Source organism: Micromonospora sp. NPDC004336, from assembly GCF_053602615.1.
In genome coordinates, this window is the sequence record NZ_JBSGDY010000142.1 from 1 (window position 1) to 16,510 (window position 16,510).

General features: G+C 71.5%; 17 protein-coding genes. 8 read left to right on the forward strand and 9 right to left on the reverse strand.

Features of this window, described 5'->3' with window-relative positions:
• Nucleotides 1-167: 167 nt before the first annotated feature.
• Entirely contained in the window at nucleotides 168-455 is a 288-nt protein-coding gene (locus tag ACWENR_RS23730) for a DUF6458 family protein (protein WP_350702267.1), read from the reverse strand.
• A gap of 114 nt (nucleotides 456-569) precedes the next feature.
• Between ACWENR_RS23730 and ACWENR_RS23735 the strand changes: the two genes are divergently transcribed.
• Nucleotides 570-1,106, forward strand: coding sequence for a SixA phosphatase family protein (locus ACWENR_RS23735; protein ID WP_452279170.1), 537 nt, complete (start codon nucleotides 570-572; stop codon nucleotides 1,104-1,106).
• A 99-nt stretch (nucleotides 1,107-1,205) separates the two neighbouring features.
• Here the strand turns inward: ACWENR_RS23735 and ACWENR_RS23740 are convergent, their stop codons facing one another.
• The 4 genes from ACWENR_RS23740 to ACWENR_RS23755 all read right to left on the reverse strand — a co-directional run bounded on the left by ACWENR_RS23740 (nucleotide 1,206) and on the right by ACWENR_RS23755 (nucleotide 5,717).
• Nucleotides 1,206-1,475, reverse strand: a complete 270-nt coding sequence (locus ACWENR_RS23740) for a DUF6458 family protein (RefSeq protein WP_043961115.1) — start codon at nucleotides 1,473-1,475, stop codon at nucleotides 1,206-1,208.
• Nucleotides 1,476-1,806: 331 nt separating this feature from the next.
• A complete protein-coding gene (locus tag ACWENR_RS23745) occupies nucleotides 1,807-3,663 on the reverse strand; it encodes an acyl-CoA dehydrogenase (RefSeq protein WP_452279171.1) in 1,857 nt (618 codons plus the stop codon).
• Nucleotides 3,664-3,859: 196 nt separating this feature from the next.
• Nucleotides 3,860-4,987, reverse strand: coding sequence for a PP2C family protein-serine/threonine phosphatase (locus tag ACWENR_RS23750; RefSeq protein ID WP_452279172.1), 1,128 nt, complete (start codon nucleotides 4,985-4,987; stop codon nucleotides 3,860-3,862).
• A 100-nt stretch (nucleotides 4,988-5,087) separates the two neighbouring features.
• The gene (locus tag ACWENR_RS23755) at nucleotides 5,088-5,717 is read right to left on the reverse strand and encodes a septal ring lytic transglycosylase RlpA family protein (protein WP_452279173.1); all 630 of its coding nucleotides are present in this window, start codon (nucleotides 5,715-5,717) and stop codon (nucleotides 5,088-5,090) included.
• Between the two features lie 186 nt (nucleotides 5,718-5,903).
• On the opposite strand from ACWENR_RS23755, the gene ACWENR_RS23760 reads away from it, so the two are divergent.
• Together ACWENR_RS23760 and ACWENR_RS23765 are read left to right on the forward strand one after the other, a co-directional pair.
• Nucleotides 5,904-6,452, forward strand: coding sequence for a phosphoribosyltransferase family protein (locus ACWENR_RS23760; RefSeq protein ID WP_452279174.1), 549 nt, complete (start codon nucleotides 5,904-5,906; stop codon nucleotides 6,450-6,452).
• 157 nt (nucleotides 6,453-6,609) lie between these two features.
• Nucleotides 6,610-7,041: an ASCH domain-containing protein gene (locus tag ACWENR_RS23765; RefSeq protein ID WP_452279175.1), complete on the forward strand. Its 432-nt coding sequence runs from the start codon at nucleotides 6,610-6,612 to the stop codon at nucleotides 7,039-7,041.
• 52 nt (nucleotides 7,042-7,093) lie between these two features.
• Here ACWENR_RS23765 and ACWENR_RS23770 read toward each other — a convergent pair whose 3' ends face one another.
• On the reverse strand, nucleotides 7,094-7,975 hold the full coding sequence (locus tag ACWENR_RS23770; RefSeq protein ID WP_452279176.1) for an LLM class flavin-dependent oxidoreductase: 882 nt from the start codon (nucleotides 7,973-7,975) through the stop codon (nucleotides 7,094-7,096).
• 480 nt (nucleotides 7,976-8,455) lie between these two features.
• Here ACWENR_RS23770 and ACWENR_RS23775 point away from each other — a divergent pair, with 480 nt between their 5' ends.
• Nucleotides 8,456-10,801 (forward strand): FlgD immunoglobulin-like domain containing protein, encoded by a 2,346-nt coding sequence (locus tag ACWENR_RS23775; protein WP_452279177.1) that lies wholly within the window; start codon nucleotides 8,456-8,458, stop codon nucleotides 10,799-10,801.
• Nucleotides 10,802-11,144: 343 nt separating this feature from the next.
• Here the strand turns inward: ACWENR_RS23775 and ACWENR_RS23780 are convergent, their stop codons facing one another.
• Nucleotides 11,145-11,516 (reverse strand): hypothetical protein, encoded by a 372-nt coding sequence (locus tag ACWENR_RS23780; RefSeq protein ID WP_452279178.1) that lies wholly within the window; start codon nucleotides 11,514-11,516, stop codon nucleotides 11,145-11,147.
• 66 nt (nucleotides 11,517-11,582) lie between these two features.
• On the opposite strand from ACWENR_RS23780, the gene ACWENR_RS23785 reads away from it, so the two are divergent.
• Both ACWENR_RS23785 and ACWENR_RS23790 read left to right on the forward strand, forming a co-directional pair.
• The gene (locus tag ACWENR_RS23785; protein WP_452279179.1) at nucleotides 11,583-11,924 is read left to right on the forward strand and encodes a hypothetical protein; all 342 of its coding nucleotides are present in this window, start codon (nucleotides 11,583-11,585) and stop codon (nucleotides 11,922-11,924) included.
• 119 nt (nucleotides 11,925-12,043) lie between these two features.
• On the forward strand, nucleotides 12,044-13,162 hold the full coding sequence (locus ACWENR_RS23790; protein ID WP_452279180.1) for an IS630 family transposase: 1,119 nt from the start codon (nucleotides 12,044-12,046) through the stop codon (nucleotides 13,160-13,162).
• Nucleotides 13,163-13,181: 19 nt separating this feature from the next.
• Here ACWENR_RS23790 and ACWENR_RS23795 read toward each other — a convergent pair whose 3' ends face one another.
• The gene (locus ACWENR_RS23795) at nucleotides 13,182-13,622 is read right to left on the reverse strand and encodes a hypothetical protein (protein ID WP_452279181.1); all 441 of its coding nucleotides are present in this window, start codon (nucleotides 13,620-13,622) and stop codon (nucleotides 13,182-13,184) included.
• A 330-nt stretch (nucleotides 13,623-13,952) separates the two neighbouring features.
• Nucleotides 13,953-14,816 carry a helix-turn-helix transcriptional regulator gene (locus ACWENR_RS23800; RefSeq protein ID WP_452279182.1) on the reverse strand — a complete coding sequence of 288 codons (864 nt, stop codon included), beginning with the start codon at nucleotides 14,814-14,816 and terminating at the stop codon, nucleotides 13,953-13,955.
• 100 nt (nucleotides 14,817-14,916) lie between these two features.
• Here ACWENR_RS23800 and ACWENR_RS23805 point away from each other — a divergent pair, with 100 nt between their 5' ends.
• Both ACWENR_RS23805 and ACWENR_RS23810 read left to right on the forward strand, forming a co-directional pair.
• A complete protein-coding gene (locus tag ACWENR_RS23805; RefSeq protein ID WP_452279183.1) occupies nucleotides 14,917-15,636 on the forward strand; it encodes an SDR family oxidoreductase in 720 nt (239 codons plus the stop codon).
• 137 nt (nucleotides 15,637-15,773) lie between these two features.
• The gene (locus ACWENR_RS23810) at nucleotides 15,774-16,190 is read left to right on the forward strand and encodes a hypothetical protein (protein WP_452279184.1); all 417 of its coding nucleotides are present in this window, start codon (nucleotides 15,774-15,776) and stop codon (nucleotides 16,188-16,190) included.
• The last annotated feature ends 320 nt before the right edge of the window (nucleotides 16,191-16,510 follow it).

Below are 16,510 nucleotides of genomic sequence, written 5' to 3' on the forward strand. Positions count from 1 at the left end.
CCGGGTCGGGCCGGGTCGGGCCGGGTCGGGCCGGGTCGGGCCGGGTCGGGCCGGGGTGGGTCAGGCCGTCACCCGCCGGCCGTCCAGCACCGAGTCGTCGCACGCCGCGCACGTGACGGGGGCCCCGCCACGCTGCGGAGCCCCCGGGTCGGAACGGTGTCGGAACGTCAGACCGTGCGGCGCGGCCGGCGCACCTCGCGGTACTCCTCGACGACCCGGTCGTCCTGCACGGGCACGACCCGCTCGGCGACGACCCGGTCCTCGGCGACCGGCCGGGCGACGACGGTGCGCCGGCGGGTGTTCCAGAAGTGGAGCGTGACCAGCAGGCCGGCCAGGCCGGCGAGCATCAGCACCCAGCCGACGACGGCCAGGTTGAGCCAGCCCAGATCCGCCTCCACCGCGAACGCGAAGATCGCACCCAGCGCGATCAGGAAGATACTGCCACCAAAACCCATGTCGTCGCCTCCTCGGCTGTCCCTGGCGTCTGCCTCCGCCGCGGCCATCGATGAGGGTGCGGCATCCATCGACTTACCCAGGCGCTCTGATCGTCAATCGGGCAAGCTGGGCACATGACGGACGCTCACGCCGAGGGACGGACACTGGTGCTGATCCGGCACGCCAAGGCCGAGCCGCCGGGAGACGCGCCGGACGTAGGGCGCCCGCTGGCGACCCGGGGTCACGCCGACGCGGCGGCGGCCGGCGCCTGGCTGGCCAAGCACAAGCTGCTGCCCGACGTGGTGATCTGCTCGGCCGCCCGGCGCACGCGGGAGACCTGGCACGGCGTGGCGATGGGCATGACCGGGTCGCCGCCCGAGGGCGGCTCGGCCGGCCCGGCCCCCGTCGTGCGGTACGAGACGGACGCGTACGAGGCCCGTCCCGAGGACCTGTTGGCGCTGGTCAGGAGGGTCGACCCGGCCGCCCGCACGGTGCTGCTGATCGCCCACAACCCGGGCATCTCGCTGCTCTCCGCCCTGCTCGACCCGGTGCGGGCGGACCAGGACGGGCTACGCACCAGCGACGTCGTCGTACACCGGCCCGAGGGCGACTGGGCCGACCTGGGCCGGGGAGGGGCACCGATCACCGCCCGGTACACCGCCCGCGGCTGAGCCCGCCCGTACGGCAGGTCGCACGCCGCTGGGCCATCCGCCCGGAGCTTCGGCGGATGGCCCAGTGGCCGCGTACCGTCGGCCGGCCGGGTCAGCGGCTCAGGACGGTGGTGCCGTCGGCGGCGGCGGGTCGGGCGGCGGCGGCATCATCGCGGTGGGATGCGAGAGCCGGTTCTCCTCCACGATCAGTGTCCGCGCCCGCTTGCGGCGGTCCTGCCAGAACCAGAGCGTGGTCAGCAGCACCGCGAGCCCGGCCAGGATGAACACCCAGCCGACCGCGCGCAGGTCGACCCACCAGACGTTGGCCCTGATGGCGAAGGTGAGGATCGCGCCGATCGCGATCAGGAAGATCCCGCTACCAATGCCCATGTGCGCTGCACTCCCCCGTGCGGTGGCTCTGGGCGTTCTCTGACGTGGTCCCGCGACGGTTACCCGCCACGCTGCCCGGCTACCCGGATGTGGTCCCCGAATAGCGGCCCGGACCCACCCGCCCAGCTGGCCGGCCGCCGTCCTTCCGGAGCGCCAGGGGCCCCACCGCGACTGCACGGAGTGACCGCCACCGGAGGAGGAAAACGGTCAAACTTCCTTGACGGGGACACCGACGACGGCCGGCGGGCTGTCGCCCACCGGCCGTCGCTGCCGAGTCAGAGCCGGGTGGTCCCCGGCATCGCCGTCGCGCCGTGGCGCGCTACGGCGTAGCTCAGAAGGCCTCCTCCGGGAGGTCCATGATGTCCAGGTCGGTGCCCTCGATGATCCGCCGGTCGGCGCCGATGCGGGGCAGCACCTCGCGGGCGAAGAACCGGGCGGCGGCCACCTTGCCGGTGTAGAACGCCTTGTCGGCCGCGGAGACCTCGCCGGCCAGGGCCTTGAGGGCCACGTCGGCCTGCTTCTGGAGCAGCCAGCCGACGACCAGGTCGCCGATCGCCAGCAGGAACCGGCGGCTGCTCAGGCCGACCTTGTAGAGCGCCCGCGCGTCGCCGCCCTGCGCCTCGCCCAGCCAGCCGGTCATCACGCCGATCATGTTCTGGATCTCGGCGAGCGCCTTGCCGAGCGCCTGCCGCTCCTCCTTGAGCTGGCCGTTGCCGGCCTCGGAGGCGATGTGCTCCTGGATCTCGCCGGCGACCGCCATCAGGGCCTTGCCGTTGTCCCGAACGATCTTGCGGAAGATCAGGTCGAGGCTCTGGATCGCGGTGGTGCCCTCGTACAGGGTGTCGATCTTGGCGTCCCGGACGTACTGCTCCAGCGGGTAGTCCTGGAGGAAGCCGGAGCCGCCGAAGGTCTGCAGCGACTCGTGGCCGAGCAGCTCGTACGCCCGCTCCGAACCGACGCCCTTGACCAGCGGGAGGAGCAGGTCGTTGACCCGCTTGGCGAGCTTGGTCGCCTTCTCGTCGCCCGCCGCCTCGGCGATGGCGACCTTGTCCTGCCAGGTGGCGGTGTAGCAGACCAGGGCGCGCAGGCCCTCGGCGTACGACTTCTGCAGCATCAGCGAGCGGCGCACGTCCGGGTGGTGGGTGATCGTGACGCGCGGCGCGGTCTTGTCCGCCATCTGGGTCAGGTCGGCGCCCTGCACCCGGCTCTTGGCGTACTCGAGGGCGTTCAGGTAGCCGGTCGAGAGGGTGGCGATGGCCTTGGTGCCGACCATCATCCGGGCGCTCTCGATGATCATGAACATCTGCCGGATGCCCTCGTGCTTCTCGCCCAGCAGCCAGCCCTTGGCCGGTACGCCGTGCTCGCCGAAGGTCAGCTCGCAGGTGTTGGAGACCTTCAGGCCCATCTTGTGCTCGACGTTCGTGGCGAAGACCCCGTTGCGCTCGCCCAGCTCGCCGGTGTTCTCGTCGAAGTGGTACTTCGGCACCACGAAGAGGGACAGGCCCTTGGTGCCCGGGCCGCCGACACCCTCGACGCCGACCGGGCGGGCCAGCACGTAGTGGACGATGTTGTCGGTCAGGTCGTGCTCGGCGGACGTGATGAAGCGCTTCACGCCCTCGATGTGCCAGGAGCCGTCGGGCTGCGGGATGGCGCGGGCCCGGCCGGCGCCCACGTCCGAGCCGGCGTCCGGCTCGGTGAGCACCATCGTGGAGCCCCACTGCTTGTCGACGAAGAGCTTCGCCCACTTCTTCTGTTGCTCGGTGCCCTCGACCTGGAGCACGTGCGCGAAGGACGGGCCGGAGGCGTACATCCAGATGGCGGCGTTGGAGCCGACGATCAGCTCGGCGAGGGACCAGACCAGCGCCCGGGGCGCGTTGCTGCCGTCCAGCTCGGTCGGGAGCTCCAGCCGCCAGAACTCGGAGTTCATGTACGCGCGGTAGGACTTCTTGAACGACTCCGGCAGCGGCGCGGTGTGCGTGGCCGGGTCGAAGACCGGCGGGTTGCGGTCGCTGTCCGTGTAGCTGGCGGCCAGATCCTCGCGGGCGAGGCGGTCGACCTCGGCGAGGATGTCGCGCGCGGTGTCGACGTCCAGGTCCGTGTACGGCGCCTGGCTGAACGCCTGGTCCGCCCCGAAGACCTCGAAGAGGTTGAACTCGAGGTCCCGAAGGTTGCTCTTGTAGTGGGTCATGCTCGCTGGCCCCGCTTCCGGACAGGTGTTACCGATCAGTAACTCCAGACTGTATTACCGTTGGGTAGGCAGCGACAAGCCGATCACCGAAGTGACGGCGATTACACACTTCCCGTTCGGGTTGCGAAGGGCCGCCCGCGCCCGCACGGCGACCCCGGCGGGCTCAGCCCGCGCCCGCACGGCGGCCCCGGCGGGCTCAGCCCTCGGCCGCGCCGACCTCCCAGCTCGGAACGACCGCGGTCGCGCCTTCGCGCGATCCCGTGTACTCCATCAGGACCAGGGCGATGTCGTCGTCGAGGCGGCCGTGCACCCACTCGACGAGAGCGGTCTCCAGCGAGGCGAGCCCGTCGGCGACGGTGCCGTGACCGAGCAGCCGCCAGGCCCGGTCGGCGGTCGGGAAGAACTCTCCGTCCCGGCGCGCCTCGCCGAGCCCGTCGGTGAAGAGCAGCAACCGGTCGCCGGGTTCCAGCCGCTCGACGCGCGGGCGGACGACCGGCATGAAGCCCAGCGGCGGGGCGGGCGCCGGCGGCTCGAGCGGGATGACGGCGCCCCGGCGCAGCAGCAGCGGCGACGGGTGGCCGCAGTTGACGATCGTCAGCGTCCCGCCCCGCTCCTCGACCAGCGCGGCGGTGACGAAGTCCTCGTCACCCACGCTGCGGGCCACCGCCCGGTCCAGGTCGGTCACGATCGCCCGCAGGTCGGCCCGCTCGTACGCCACGTGCCGGTAGGAGCCCAGCACGATGCTCGCCAGCCGGACCGCGTCCAGCCCCTTGCCCCGCACGTCGCCGATGATCATGCGCACCCCGTACGGCGTGTCGATCGCCTCGTACAGGTCGCCGCCGATCTCGGCCGTGGCGGTGGAGGAGATGTAGCGGGCCGCCACCGAGAGACTGCCGACCTGGGGCCCGAGCGGCCGCAGCACGGCCTGCTGCGCCACCGCCGCGAGCCGGGACAGCTCCGCGATCCGTTCGGCCTGCCGCTGCCGTACCCCCGCCGTGACCGCCGCGATCCCGGTGCCCAGCGCGATGCAGGTGACGGCGATCGCGGTGGAGAGCGCCACGGTCGGCTCGCCGAGGGCGAAGCCCGCCCCGAGCGCCGTGGCGGCGGCACCCACCCCGAGGACGATCCGCCACGACGCCAGCGCGGCGGCGAGGAAGGGCGCGGCGACCATGAGCGCGATGTAGTTCGCCGGCGGCCCGTCGGCCAGTTCCACGGCCGAGACGAGCGCGAGCAGGACGACGGCCGCGCCGAGGCCGGCGCGGGATCCGGGGCTCAGCGGGCCGCGGCCCGACTGGAAGGGTTTCGTGCGTACGAGGGACAGCATGCCTGATGGACGTGAACCGGTGAATGAACCTGGCCCGTCGTCCGAGGATGTTCTGGCCGCGCGGGTCGCCCGGCCGGGCCGATCGCCAGCCGGAGCGGGCTCAGCCGAGCACCTCGTAGCGGACCTCGACGTGGCCGGCGTCGAGGGAGGCGATCTCGGCGAACGCGGCGCGGGACAGGTCCAGGCAGCGTCCCTCGATGAACGGGCCGCGGTCGTTGATCCGTACCGTCACGGATTTGCCGTTGGCCGGGTTGGTCACCCGCACCTTCGTGTCGAACGGCAGGGTCTTGTGTGCGGCGGTCAGCGCGGACGGGTCGAAGTACTCACCGTTGGCGGTGAGCTGCCCCTCGGAGTAGAACGAGGCGCCGCACGAGCCGCTGTCCACCACCGGGCGGGCGGTGCTGGTCTTCTTCGTCGCGGTGGGCTTCGGCGCGGCGGTGCGCGGCTTGCTCCGCGAGGGCGCCTGGGTGGACCGGCTGGCCTTCGGGCTGGCGGTCGCGCTCGGCGACGCGCTGGCGGTCGGCGAGGCGGCCGGCGAGCTGGGGGCCGCGCTGCTCGGCGTGCCGGTGGGCGAGAGGTCGACGGCGACCGGCCGGGCGGCGTCCGAGCCGGAGGTCAGCTGGACTGCGCCCACGGTGCCGCCGACGGCGAGGGCGACCCCGACCGCAGCCGTGGCCGCGATGCCGGCCGGCGAGGAGAACATGCGGGTACGGGAGTGCCTGCCAGCCACCGGTCGGTCCTTTCGTCTTCGAACAAATCGGGTCGGACCGTAACGAGAGAAGCACTTCCGAAGTCAACGTGATCATGGTGGTATGCCCGTAATTGCGGCGATACGTGTACCCGATCATCCGACCCGCCGTCGGCCGGGCGGCCCGGGTACGCGACGGGCGCGGGCGGCTGGCGCAGGATGGTCCACATGTCCTCCGAGCTGAGCGGACGCCTGGCCGAGCTGGTCCGGTGGATCGACCCCGGCCCCGGCGCCAGCCACCTGGTCAGCGACGTCTCCGGCTGGTGGCGGGACCCGCAGGTGCTCGCCCGGCTGGGGCCGGCCCTGGTGGAGCCGTTCCGGGCCGCCCGGCCCACGGTCGTCGTCTCGCCCGCGGTGACGGGGTTCCTGCTCGGCCCGCTCGCCGCCACGGCCCTCGGGGTGGGCTTCGTCCCGGCGCACAAGCCGGGCGACGGCCGGTTGCCCGCCGGGCCGCTGACCTGGGCGCAGAGCCCGCCCGACTTCCGGGGGCGGCGGGTGGACCTGGCCGTCCGGGAGCACGGCCTCGACCGGGGCGACCGGGTGCTGGTGGTGGACGACTGGGTCGCCACGGGGGCCCAGGTCCGCGCGCTCTACGAGATCTGTGCCGCGCGGGGCGCCGAGCCCGTCGGCACCGCCGCCGTGGTGCTCGACTGCCCGCCGGCGGTCGCCGCCGAGCTGCGGATCCGGGGGCTGGTCAGCGGCGCCGACCTGACGTGACCGGCACGGAATCCCCGGCGGCCGGGCGGACCCGGCCGACCGCCTGCCCGGGCCGCGCCTCCTGGCCGTCGGCAGGCCGGCCGTACCGCCGGGCGGAGCTGTCGGCGGGGGCCGAATGCGCAGGCGCGGGACCGACGCCGGCGGTAGCGTCGGCAGGATGTGGCCTCGGATCGGTGGACTGCGCACCCTCGCCCTCGGCACTCCCGGTGAGCTGCGGACGCGACTGAACACCCTGGTGCTCGCCGGGGTGAAGACGGCGACCGCGGGCCTGACCACCGAGTACGCCCAGGAGGGCGAGGAGCTGGAGCACGTCGGCGAGCGGCTGGTCCTGGTGGACGACGAGGACGCGCTGGTCGGCGTCGTCGAGGTCACCGGCGTCGAGGTGGTCCGCTTCGCCGACGTGCCGTGGGACTTCGCCCGCTCCGAGGGGGAGGGCGACCGCTCGATCGAGGAGTGGCGCGAGGGGCACGCGGCGTACTGGGCGCGGGTCGGCACCCCCGTCACCGACGACAGCGAGGTGGTCTGCATCCGGTTCCGGCTGGTCTCCGCCGGCGACGGCGGCATCACCACCGGGGACCTCGGCACCTGAGCGAGCGCCGGCGCGCCGGCCGGGCGAAGGGGCGCAGCCGGGCGGCGACCGCTCAGCTCCGGCGCAGCTCCGGCAGCAGGCGGGTCGCCACGTCCACCAGGACGGCCTCGTCGCCGGCGTACCAGCTGCTGGCCCGGGGCCAGTGCGTGACCACGTCGGTGAAGCCGAGGGCGGCGGCCCGGCCGACCTGGTCGGCGAAGAACTGGGCGCTGCGCAGCGAGAAGGCCGGCGCCGAGTCGAGCGAGAGGTAGCGGTCCAGGGTGCCCGGGTCGCGGCCGGCCGCGGCGAGCGTCTTGTCCAGCCGGGCGGACAGCTCGGCCACCCCGTCCCACCAGCTCTCCAGGTCGTCGCCGCCGGGCCCGGTGGTGACCCAGCCCTGCCCGAACCGCACGACCAGCCGCATCGACCGGGGCCCGTTGGCGGCCATCACGAACGGCACCCGGGGCGTCTGGACGCAGCCCGGGTTGTTCCGCGCGTCCACCGCCGCGAACCAGTCGCCCCGCCAGGTCGTGCCGTCCTCGCGCAGGATCAGGTCGAGCAGTTCGGTGAACTCGGCGTACCGGTCCACCCGCTGGCGCGGCGGCAGCGTCTCCCCGCCGAGCACCGCCGCGTCGAAGCCGATGCCGCCCGCGCCGAGGCCGAGCAGCAGCCGCCCGTCGGAGACGTCGTCGAGCGCGGTGACCTGCCGGGCGAACGCCGCCGGGTGGCGGAAGTTGGGCGAGGCGACCAGCGTCCCGAGGCGGATGCGGGAGGTCGCCGTCGCGGCGGCGGTCAGCGTGGTCACCGAGTCGAACCACGGCCCGTCGACCAGGTCGCGCCAGCCCAGGTGGTCGTACGTCCAGGCGTGGTCGAAGCCCCACTCCTCGGCCTGCGCCCAGCGGCGGCGCGAGTCGGACCAGCGCTGGTCGGGGAGGATCACGATGCCAATCCGCATGATCGCCAGCCTAGCGGCCACCACCGGCCCGGGCGCCGACCCGCGCGAGGCCCTTGCTGTATGTCGACCTGTCGCCCGCGCTCTTCGCCCTCTACACCCAGCCGCTCACCGCGCGGCACATCGACAACCTGATCGTCGGGGACGGCGGCGAATACGAGCAGAGCGAGGTCACTGCCGAGGTCCAGCACGGCCGCCGGTTGACTGGGCCTTGGCCTGGGTCGACGTCCGGACGGACGCGGTGCCGGCGCGGCGGCCGGGTCGCCCGCGCGGCCCCGGCACCGCGTCGATCCCCACGTCGATCTTCGGTGCTCGCGGAGTCGGCGTCGGCTGCTAAGCTCCGGCAACTCGTCTGAGGCTCTCGGACGCGGGTCGCCGGGTCGCGACCTGCCACCGCGCGGCGTGCCGCGGGAACAGCCTGCCAGCGAGACGCGTCCGGCTCGGGCCGGAGCCTTCATCTTGTGTCCCGCAGGGAGGACGAGCGTGGTCCGAGGCTCGCTGAGCCGCGCCGGTGTCGCCGGCGCCGTGTCGTTCGCACTCGCCGTGGGCCTGGTCCCGCTGACGACGGGCACCGCGAGCGCCGAACCGGTCCCGGGCGAGGTGGTCGTCCCGGCCGCGTACGTCCACTCCCCCCAGACGCGGCTGCTGAGCGCCGGCCCCTCGGGGTTCCTCCGGCACGAGCCCACGCACGAGTACCTGTGGACGAGCTACGCCGGTGTCGACACCGGGCTCGCCATGTCCGACACGGACGCGGTCACGGTCCCGGACTTCGGCGCCGGCTCGGACGTCGTCGCGAGCCCGAAGCTCGCCGACCGGGCCGTCACGCTGCGGGACATGGCGACCGGCCGATCGCGTACGGTGGCGATCCCGCTCGGCCACACGTACGTCAGCACGCTGGGGTCGACCGTCGTGACGAGGGCGCAGGACCCGTCGGACGGCGACCACACGTGGCATCTTCTCGACTCCCACGACGACGGTTCCGTCACCCGTCGGGCCGTGGCCGGCGTCCCCGACGGGGTCACGGCGGCGCCCGACATCTCGGGCCCGATCGGCGACGCGCGCGGCCAGGTGGTGCAGTACCGGGTGGGCGGCACGTCGCGCACCGGTCTCCTCGACGTCGAGGGTGGCCGGCTGGTCCCGCTTCCGTACGCCAGCTACGGGGGCACCGGCACGGCCGTGCTCACCTCCACCCACCTGCTGTGGTGGCACGACGGCGCCGTCGCCGTCCACTCGCGCGCGGACCTCACCGCCGCCCCGCGCACCGTGCCGCTGACCGGGGACGCACAGGTGCTGGGCCTGGTCGGCGAGACGCTCGTGGTGGGCCGGCACGACCCCGCGATGGGCCCCTTCAACTACCTGGACCCGGTCTGGCGGGTCGAGGCGGTCGACCTCGCCGGGCGTACGGTGAAGACTCTGCTGGCCAGGTCGGCGGGCTCCGGCATGCCGACCCCGGACGGCCGGCTCCTGGTGCAGGGCGGCCCCGACGTGGACCGCTGGGGGATCTCCGTCGTCGAGGCCGCCGACGGCGGCGGCGTGACGATCCGCCGGGTCGCCGAGGCGTACCCGCGCAGGCTCCAGGCGGTGTCGGGGCTGACCCTCACCCAGGGGCGGCTCAACACGCTGGAGCGGAGGAACGGCTGGGAGGAGCGCCGCCACCTGTACACCCGGGAGATCGGCGTGACGGGCCCCCGCACGCCCGGTGCGCGTACCGACCGGGGCCCCGGGCCCGCGAGCTGCGACACCACGGCGTGCCCCGAACTCCACGACACCGGCGACGGCCGGACGGTCGTCTCGGGCCTCAGCTACGGCCGCACCGACGACGACCGGCAGCCCCGGCTCCTGGAGCCGACCGGGGCCATGCCGGGCGTTCGGATCGACGGCACCCGCACCTACCAGTCGGTGGCGGCCGTCGGCGGTCGCTTCGCCGCCCTGACCCTGCCGCACGACGGCACGGCGGCGGAGACCCGCGTCGTCGACCTCGGCACCGGGGGCACCGTGTTCACGACCACGGGCCAGGTCGCGGCGTTGTGGGGCACCACCCTGTGGCTGCGCGACGGCAACGACGCCGTGAGCCCGGTGGACGTGCTGACCGGGCAGCGGGGCACCCAGGTGTGGTTCGGCCGGGGCTGCCTCCTGGAGGACCTCCAGGCCGTCGGGCGCTGGCTGCTGTGGACCTGCGTGGGCTCGACGTCGGCCCAGGGCGTCTACGACACCGTCAAGCGGACGAACCTGACCCTCGTCACCGGCACCGACTGGTCGTCGGCGAAGCTCGGCGACGGCTTCGTCGCGTCCGAGGTGGACGGGCAGCTGAGGATCACCGACGTCCGTGGCGGCACGGCGGTGTCGCGCACCGCCGGGGCGTTCGCGTCGTGGCGTCCCTGGGACGTCGACCCGCACACCGGCGTCGTCGCCCACCTCGGCGAGGACGGCGGCATCCACCTGGTGCCCAGCGGCATCCCGGTCTCGCCGCTGGTCCGGCTCGACGCGGTCGTCCCCACGGCGGCCCACGTCAGGAACGGCACGGGGCACTGGAGCCCGAAGTGGTGGCTGTCCAAGCCGACCGCCTCCTGGACGCTCGTGATCAGGACCCAGAGCGGCGCCGTCGTCCGTACCCTCTCCGGTGGCGAGACGCGCGGCCTCGTCGCTCCGGTGTGGAACGGCGAGGACGACCGCCGCCGGCAGGCGCCCGACGGCGACTACGCGTGGACGCTGACCGCCACGCCCGCCGACGGGCAGGGCGCGGCCCTGACCGCCTCGGGGACCCTGCGGTTCAGCAACGGGTGCCGGATCGGGGACCGCCCGCAGCTGGTCACGGTCAGGTGCAGGTGACGCGGCCGGCCGCCCGGAACGGGTCATTAGCGGCCCGCGTGTTTCCCGGCCGTCGCGCCCGGCGCCCTGGCCGACGCCGCCCGGGGAGCGTTGACCGCAGGCGGCAGTCGCACGCCCGGTGGCGTTTCCGCCAACGGCTGGCAGGTGTCGGAAGCGGGTCCGTCAGGGTCGCCGTGCGGCGGCCTCTCCGCTTCCGAACCGGGTGACGGGAATCGAACCCGCACTGTCAGCTTGGGAATTGGACAACATCGGGCTCTGGTGCGGCGTTTCGCCTAGGCAGCTTGGTCGCTGGCGGCCTGGTTTGGCCTTTCGTGGCATGACCTTGTGGCCCGTGGATGGCCCGCTACAGTTCCTCAGGGGCGGGCCGAAGCAGACCTAGCTGCGGGTCGAAGCAGACAAGGCCACGCTCGGCTGCGATTCGTGCAGCACCGGCCGACACCTCTTTACAGCGGCTGAACACCATCGGGAAATAGACGAAGGGTCCCGATGCCTCCCTGATCAGTGGCCCCGTCGACCACGGACTCCGCTCGTCGCCGTCATCCTCAGTAAGGTCGATCCATCTCTCAAGAAGGGCCTCGACATAGGCTCGAATACGCGGGGTCGGCGGCGTTCGCCCCTCGCCTGTGTACCTCTCGTAGAGCGCCTCGAAGGTCGCCAGCGCTGCGGAATTGTCAGCGGGCCTATCACCTTCCCACACCGCCAAGTCGTAGCTCACGCGCGGAGTGTGCCAGTCAGCGCCGACATGTCGCGCAGCGGCGTTGGTCTTCACCACGCCGTCGGGGTGACCGATCTGGCGCGGCAACCTCAACAAGGTCATCGGCTGGTCGGTGGCGATCGGCAAGCTCGGCGTGCCGGGTCTTCACTTCCACGATCTTCGGCACACCGGCAACACGATTGCGGCGCGCATCGGGCGAGCACCCGGGAACTGATGGCGCGGATGGGCCACGACTCGCCACAGGCAGCCATGATCTACCAGCACGCCACCTCGGAGGCGGATCGGGCCATCGCCCAGGCGGTGAGCGACAGGGTGAAGGCCGAGCGGAAGAAGGCCAAGAAGGCGGCAGCCGGCCCGTCGGACAAGCCGAAGGCCAAGGGCAAGAAGGCGGGTAAGAAGCGTGCCTAGTGCGTTGACCAAGAAGGTTCGCCGTGTTGGTGACACGCCGGGTGGGGTGCTCCGCGTCGGGTCGGGTGGGTCAGGCTCGATGGCGATCGTGATCGCTGTCGGGAGTGAGGTGTGTCGGGATGGCCGAGCCGGTGAGGGCGCGGCGGTTAAGCGATGAGGAGGGCCGCCGGCTGCAGCAGCTCGTGCGGCGTGGCAAGCACGAGTCGATCCGGGTCCGCCGGGCGTTGATCATCATGGCGTCGGCATCCGGCACCCCGGTGCCGGCGATCGCCCGCCTGGTTGCTGCGCATGAGGACACCGTCCGTGATGTGATCCATCGGTTCAACGAGATCGGACTACGCGCCCTGGACCCTCAGTGGGCGGGAGGCCGTCCCCGCCTGATCAGCGATGATGACCAGCGGTTCATCGTCGCGACGGCCACGACCCGACCGAAGAGTGTGGGTCGCCCCTTCACGCATTGGAGTATCCGCAAGCTCGCCGATTACCTGGCCACCAACCGGGCCCGGCGGGTGCTCATCGGTCGGGAACGCCTGCGGCAGATCCTGCGCCACCACGATGTGTCCTTCCAACGCACCCGTACCTGGAAGGAGTCCCGCGACCCGGACAAGGACGCCAAGCTCGACCGCATCGAGGAGGTGACCCGCCGGTTCCCGGACCGGTGTTTCGCCTTCGACCAGTTCGGGCCGCTGTCGATCCGCCCGCATCACGGCAGCGGGTGGGCGCTGGCCGGCAGACCAGACCGGCTGCCGGCGACCTACACGCGAACGCATGGCGTCCGCTACTTTCACGGCTGCTACAGCCTCGGTGATGATCAACTCTGGGGCGTGATACGCCGCCGCAAAGGCGGCGACCACAGCCTGGCCGCGCTCAAGTCGATCCGCGCCGCCCGCCCCGACGGCGCCCCGATCTACGTGATCCTGGACAACTTGTCAGCGAACAAGACCCCGCGGATCCGGGCGTGGGCCGCCCGCAACAAGGTCGAGCTCTGCCTCACTCCCACCCAGGCGTCCTGGGCCAACCCCATCGAGGCCCAGTTCGGGCCCCTACGCGCATTCACGTTGGCCAACTCCAACTATCCCAACCACACCGTCCTGGCCCGGGAGATGCAGCGGTACCTGCGTTGGCGCAACGCCAACGCCCGCCACCCAGACGTCCTGGCCGCCCAACGCCGGGAACGCGCCCGCATCCGCAGCGAACGCCAACAACCCTGGGGCCGCCCACGCTCCAAAGCCGCTTGACCTGCTCAAACCGTGGCGATCAGCGCAGCGGATCGGCCTCACCGACCGTCAAGAGCAACTCAATCGGCAACTCCGGATCGCCCTGGCCGACGGCGAGCGCAACCCACCGACCAGCGTCCAGCGGCCGCCAGACGCACATCTCACCACTGAGCTGGCAAAGCTGGTTCATCGGATCCGGCGCTTGATCCTCCCCCCATAGATAAGGCTCGAGATCGACCGTCTGAGGCTCGCCCCAGCGGACCGTCAGCGCGGTCGCTAACGCTTGGAAAGCGGTATCGATCTCCGCCTGGGCTGCCTCGACGATCTCCTCGCTGCGGTCATCCCAGAAACTCCGGCTGGCCTGCAGGACATACACGTGGAAGCCAGGCCCGCTGGACTGGCAGCCCTTCCGCGTGTTCTTACCGGGAAAAGGAAGCGCGAGCAGGCCGTCAACGACCGCGAGCCGGTCTTGCATGACCATGCCAAGAGGCTAGAGAGCCGGCAAACGTATGTGGTCACCGCACTAGTGGCCCGTGAATGGCCCGCCGGGTGCTCTTGGCCCGAGCAATATCGAAGGCCCCGGCTGGGACTCGCGTCCTGGCCAGGGCCTTCGCGTGGAGCAGGTGACGGGAATCGAACCCGCACTGTCAGCTTGGGAATCGGATTGATTCACACGGTGGGTAGTCGCGCCGGCTGGTCGAGAAATGCGTAACGTTCGGGTTGAGGCCGTCGACGTGCCCAGCGTGAGCCGATGTTGACCTCTGCATCGGGCACGCATCGGGCACGAGCTGCCAGAGCCGCTACTCGACCGTCATCCTGCCTGCTGCGCAGACAGTGGGGTGAATCGTTCGGTGCCGGTGACGCGGAGCAGGTCGAGCGCCGAGCTTTCGGGTGTGCCGGGTGCGGCCGAGTAGACAATGAGAGTTTGATCGGCTTCCGGCACAAGGAGGGTGTCGCAGTCGAGGATGAGCGGCCCGAGTTCGGGGTGCTGGATGGTTGTTGTGGTGGCGCGCAACTGTCCCGAACGCCCGGCTCGCCACAGGTCGTCGAACCGGTTGCTGCCGGAGCGCAGATCGGCGATGAGGCGGTTGAGGTCGGGGTCGCCGGGGTAGCGGGCCTGGGCGGTTCGCAGGCACCCGACGCAGTGGGCGGCCGTTGCCGCCTCCTCCTCCGGTGTCAGCGTTATTCGGTCCGAGTCGGTGCTCAGGAAGCGCTGCCGAATGAGATTGCGTTGCGCGGGTAGCCATTCGGAGAAATCGCCGAAGAGCGCGGCAGCAAGGGGATTCCAGGCGAGGATATCGGACTTGGCCGACAACACCAGGGCGGGCAGGTCAGACATCCGATCCAGGAGCCGCAGCACGCTCGGACGTATCAGCATCGGGACGCGTCCGGCCTGCGGCGGCTCGGATCCGGCCAGCCGGAATACGAGGTCGCGGTCGCTGTCGCTGAGTCGCAATGCCCTGGTCAGCGCGCCGAGTACCTGGCTGGAGGGTCTGGGGCCGCGTCCCTGCTCGAGCCGGACCACGTAGTCGACGCTGAGGCCCGCCAGCTGGGCGACCTCTTCGCGGCGCAGCCCCGGTACCTGTCTGCGCGGCCCGGCCGAGAGGCCGACGTCAACCGGTCTCACCCGTGCGCGTGCGGTACGCAGCACCGCCGCCAGTTCGGCTCTGTCCACGCATCCATCCTGCCGCAGCACTGATACCTGGGGGTGGTACCGCGAGTCCCATGCCTGGGCAGCCCTGGCGGGCGGCAGACGCGGCGGGGACGCTGTCGGCATGGCGTCAACGACGATTGCTCTGGTTACCGGGGCAAACAAAGGGCTGGGACGCGAAACCGTACGTAGGCTCGCGGGGCTGGGCTGGCAGGTGTTCCTCGCCGCGCGGGACACGACGCGCGGCATGGCGGCGACGGCCGAACTGGTCGAGGACGGGTTGAACGTGGAGTTCGTACCGCTCGATGTGACCTCGGATGAATCCGTCACCGCTGCTGCCGGAAAGGTGAAGGCGCGTGCGGGGCGGCTGGACGTATTGGTAAACAACGCCGGTATCGGTGGCACGAACAGCGCTCCGGCCGATACTCTGGCGTTCGATCTGCGGGAGGTGTTCGAGGTGAACGTGTTCGGCCCGGTCCGGGTGACACATGCGTTCCTGCCACTGCTACGCGCCGCCGAGCAACCCCGGATCGTGATGGTGTCCAGCGGAATGGGATCGGTCGCCACAATCACCGACCCGAACCTGCGCGGATTAGTGCCCCCCACTCTCGCTTATCCGGCGTCGAAATCGGCACTTAATATGATCACCACTCAATACGCCAGCGCACTGAGTGACATCAAGGTAAATGCGGTCGATCCCGGCTACACCGCCACCGACATGAACAACAATTCGGGTTTCCAAACTGTGACCGAGGGGACCGATGCAATCGTACGACTGGCCAATATCGGCCCCGACGGACCGACCGGTGGGTTCTTCGACCGCACCGGCCCCGTTTCGTGGTGACCGTGGCCGTCCGCTCCGGTGCCGCGGGCCGCTGACGTCCGGATCAATGGGCGCGGGATCGGCACCGGCGTGTCCCCGCCACTGATCCTTTGTCTGATTGCTTGGGTGTGGGATCGAGACAAGAAATGGTGAGCGCTATGGGAGTCCGTGATTCGAGCAAGGGGAGCGATATCCTGTCGATCGGGTTGCATCCGAGCACCATCGACTACAGCCGGTACCCCGGACTGGACGAGGCGACTCTGGCCGCACGAATCGAGGCGGGCGAGGCTGCGCTGCGCGTGGCCGGATTCAATTTCATGTCGTGCCAGGTGCCTGCTGAACCGGACGCGGCCGAGGCGAAGGTGCGCGAGTGTGCCGCCACAGGGTCGTTTCGAGTCGCGATGATCGGGGCAGGTGTGCGGATGGCACCCGAGCACACCCTGCTGTTCGAACGGCTCGTAAATGTGCTCAATGAGATGCAGCCGGGTATCAGGTTCTGCTTCAACACGTCCCCGGAAACCACGATCGACGCGCTGCGACGATGGATTCAACCGACGCAGCGCGACGAGGGCTGACAATCGGAACCTTTGACCAGAGCCCGCAGGTCTACTGCGATGAGGCCGTGGTGGGGTTGCGGCGCGTGTACCCGGGCAGGCCCCGGCCTGCCGGCAATAGCCGGCGCGAGGGGGTCGCAGAGGCTCCGGGGCCAAGGGCGGCCCGCAGGGCCGTCGCGAAGCGATGCGAAGCACCCTTGCTCGCCGAGACGCTTGCAGACGAAACAGCTTGCCGGGTCACTGCAACGCCGTGCCATCCCGCCTGCCGCCGACCCGCCCTCCTGGGGAGCGGGCCGCCGCCCGGCCCGCCACGTCGAGCAGGTTCGGACGCTGGCGGGTCG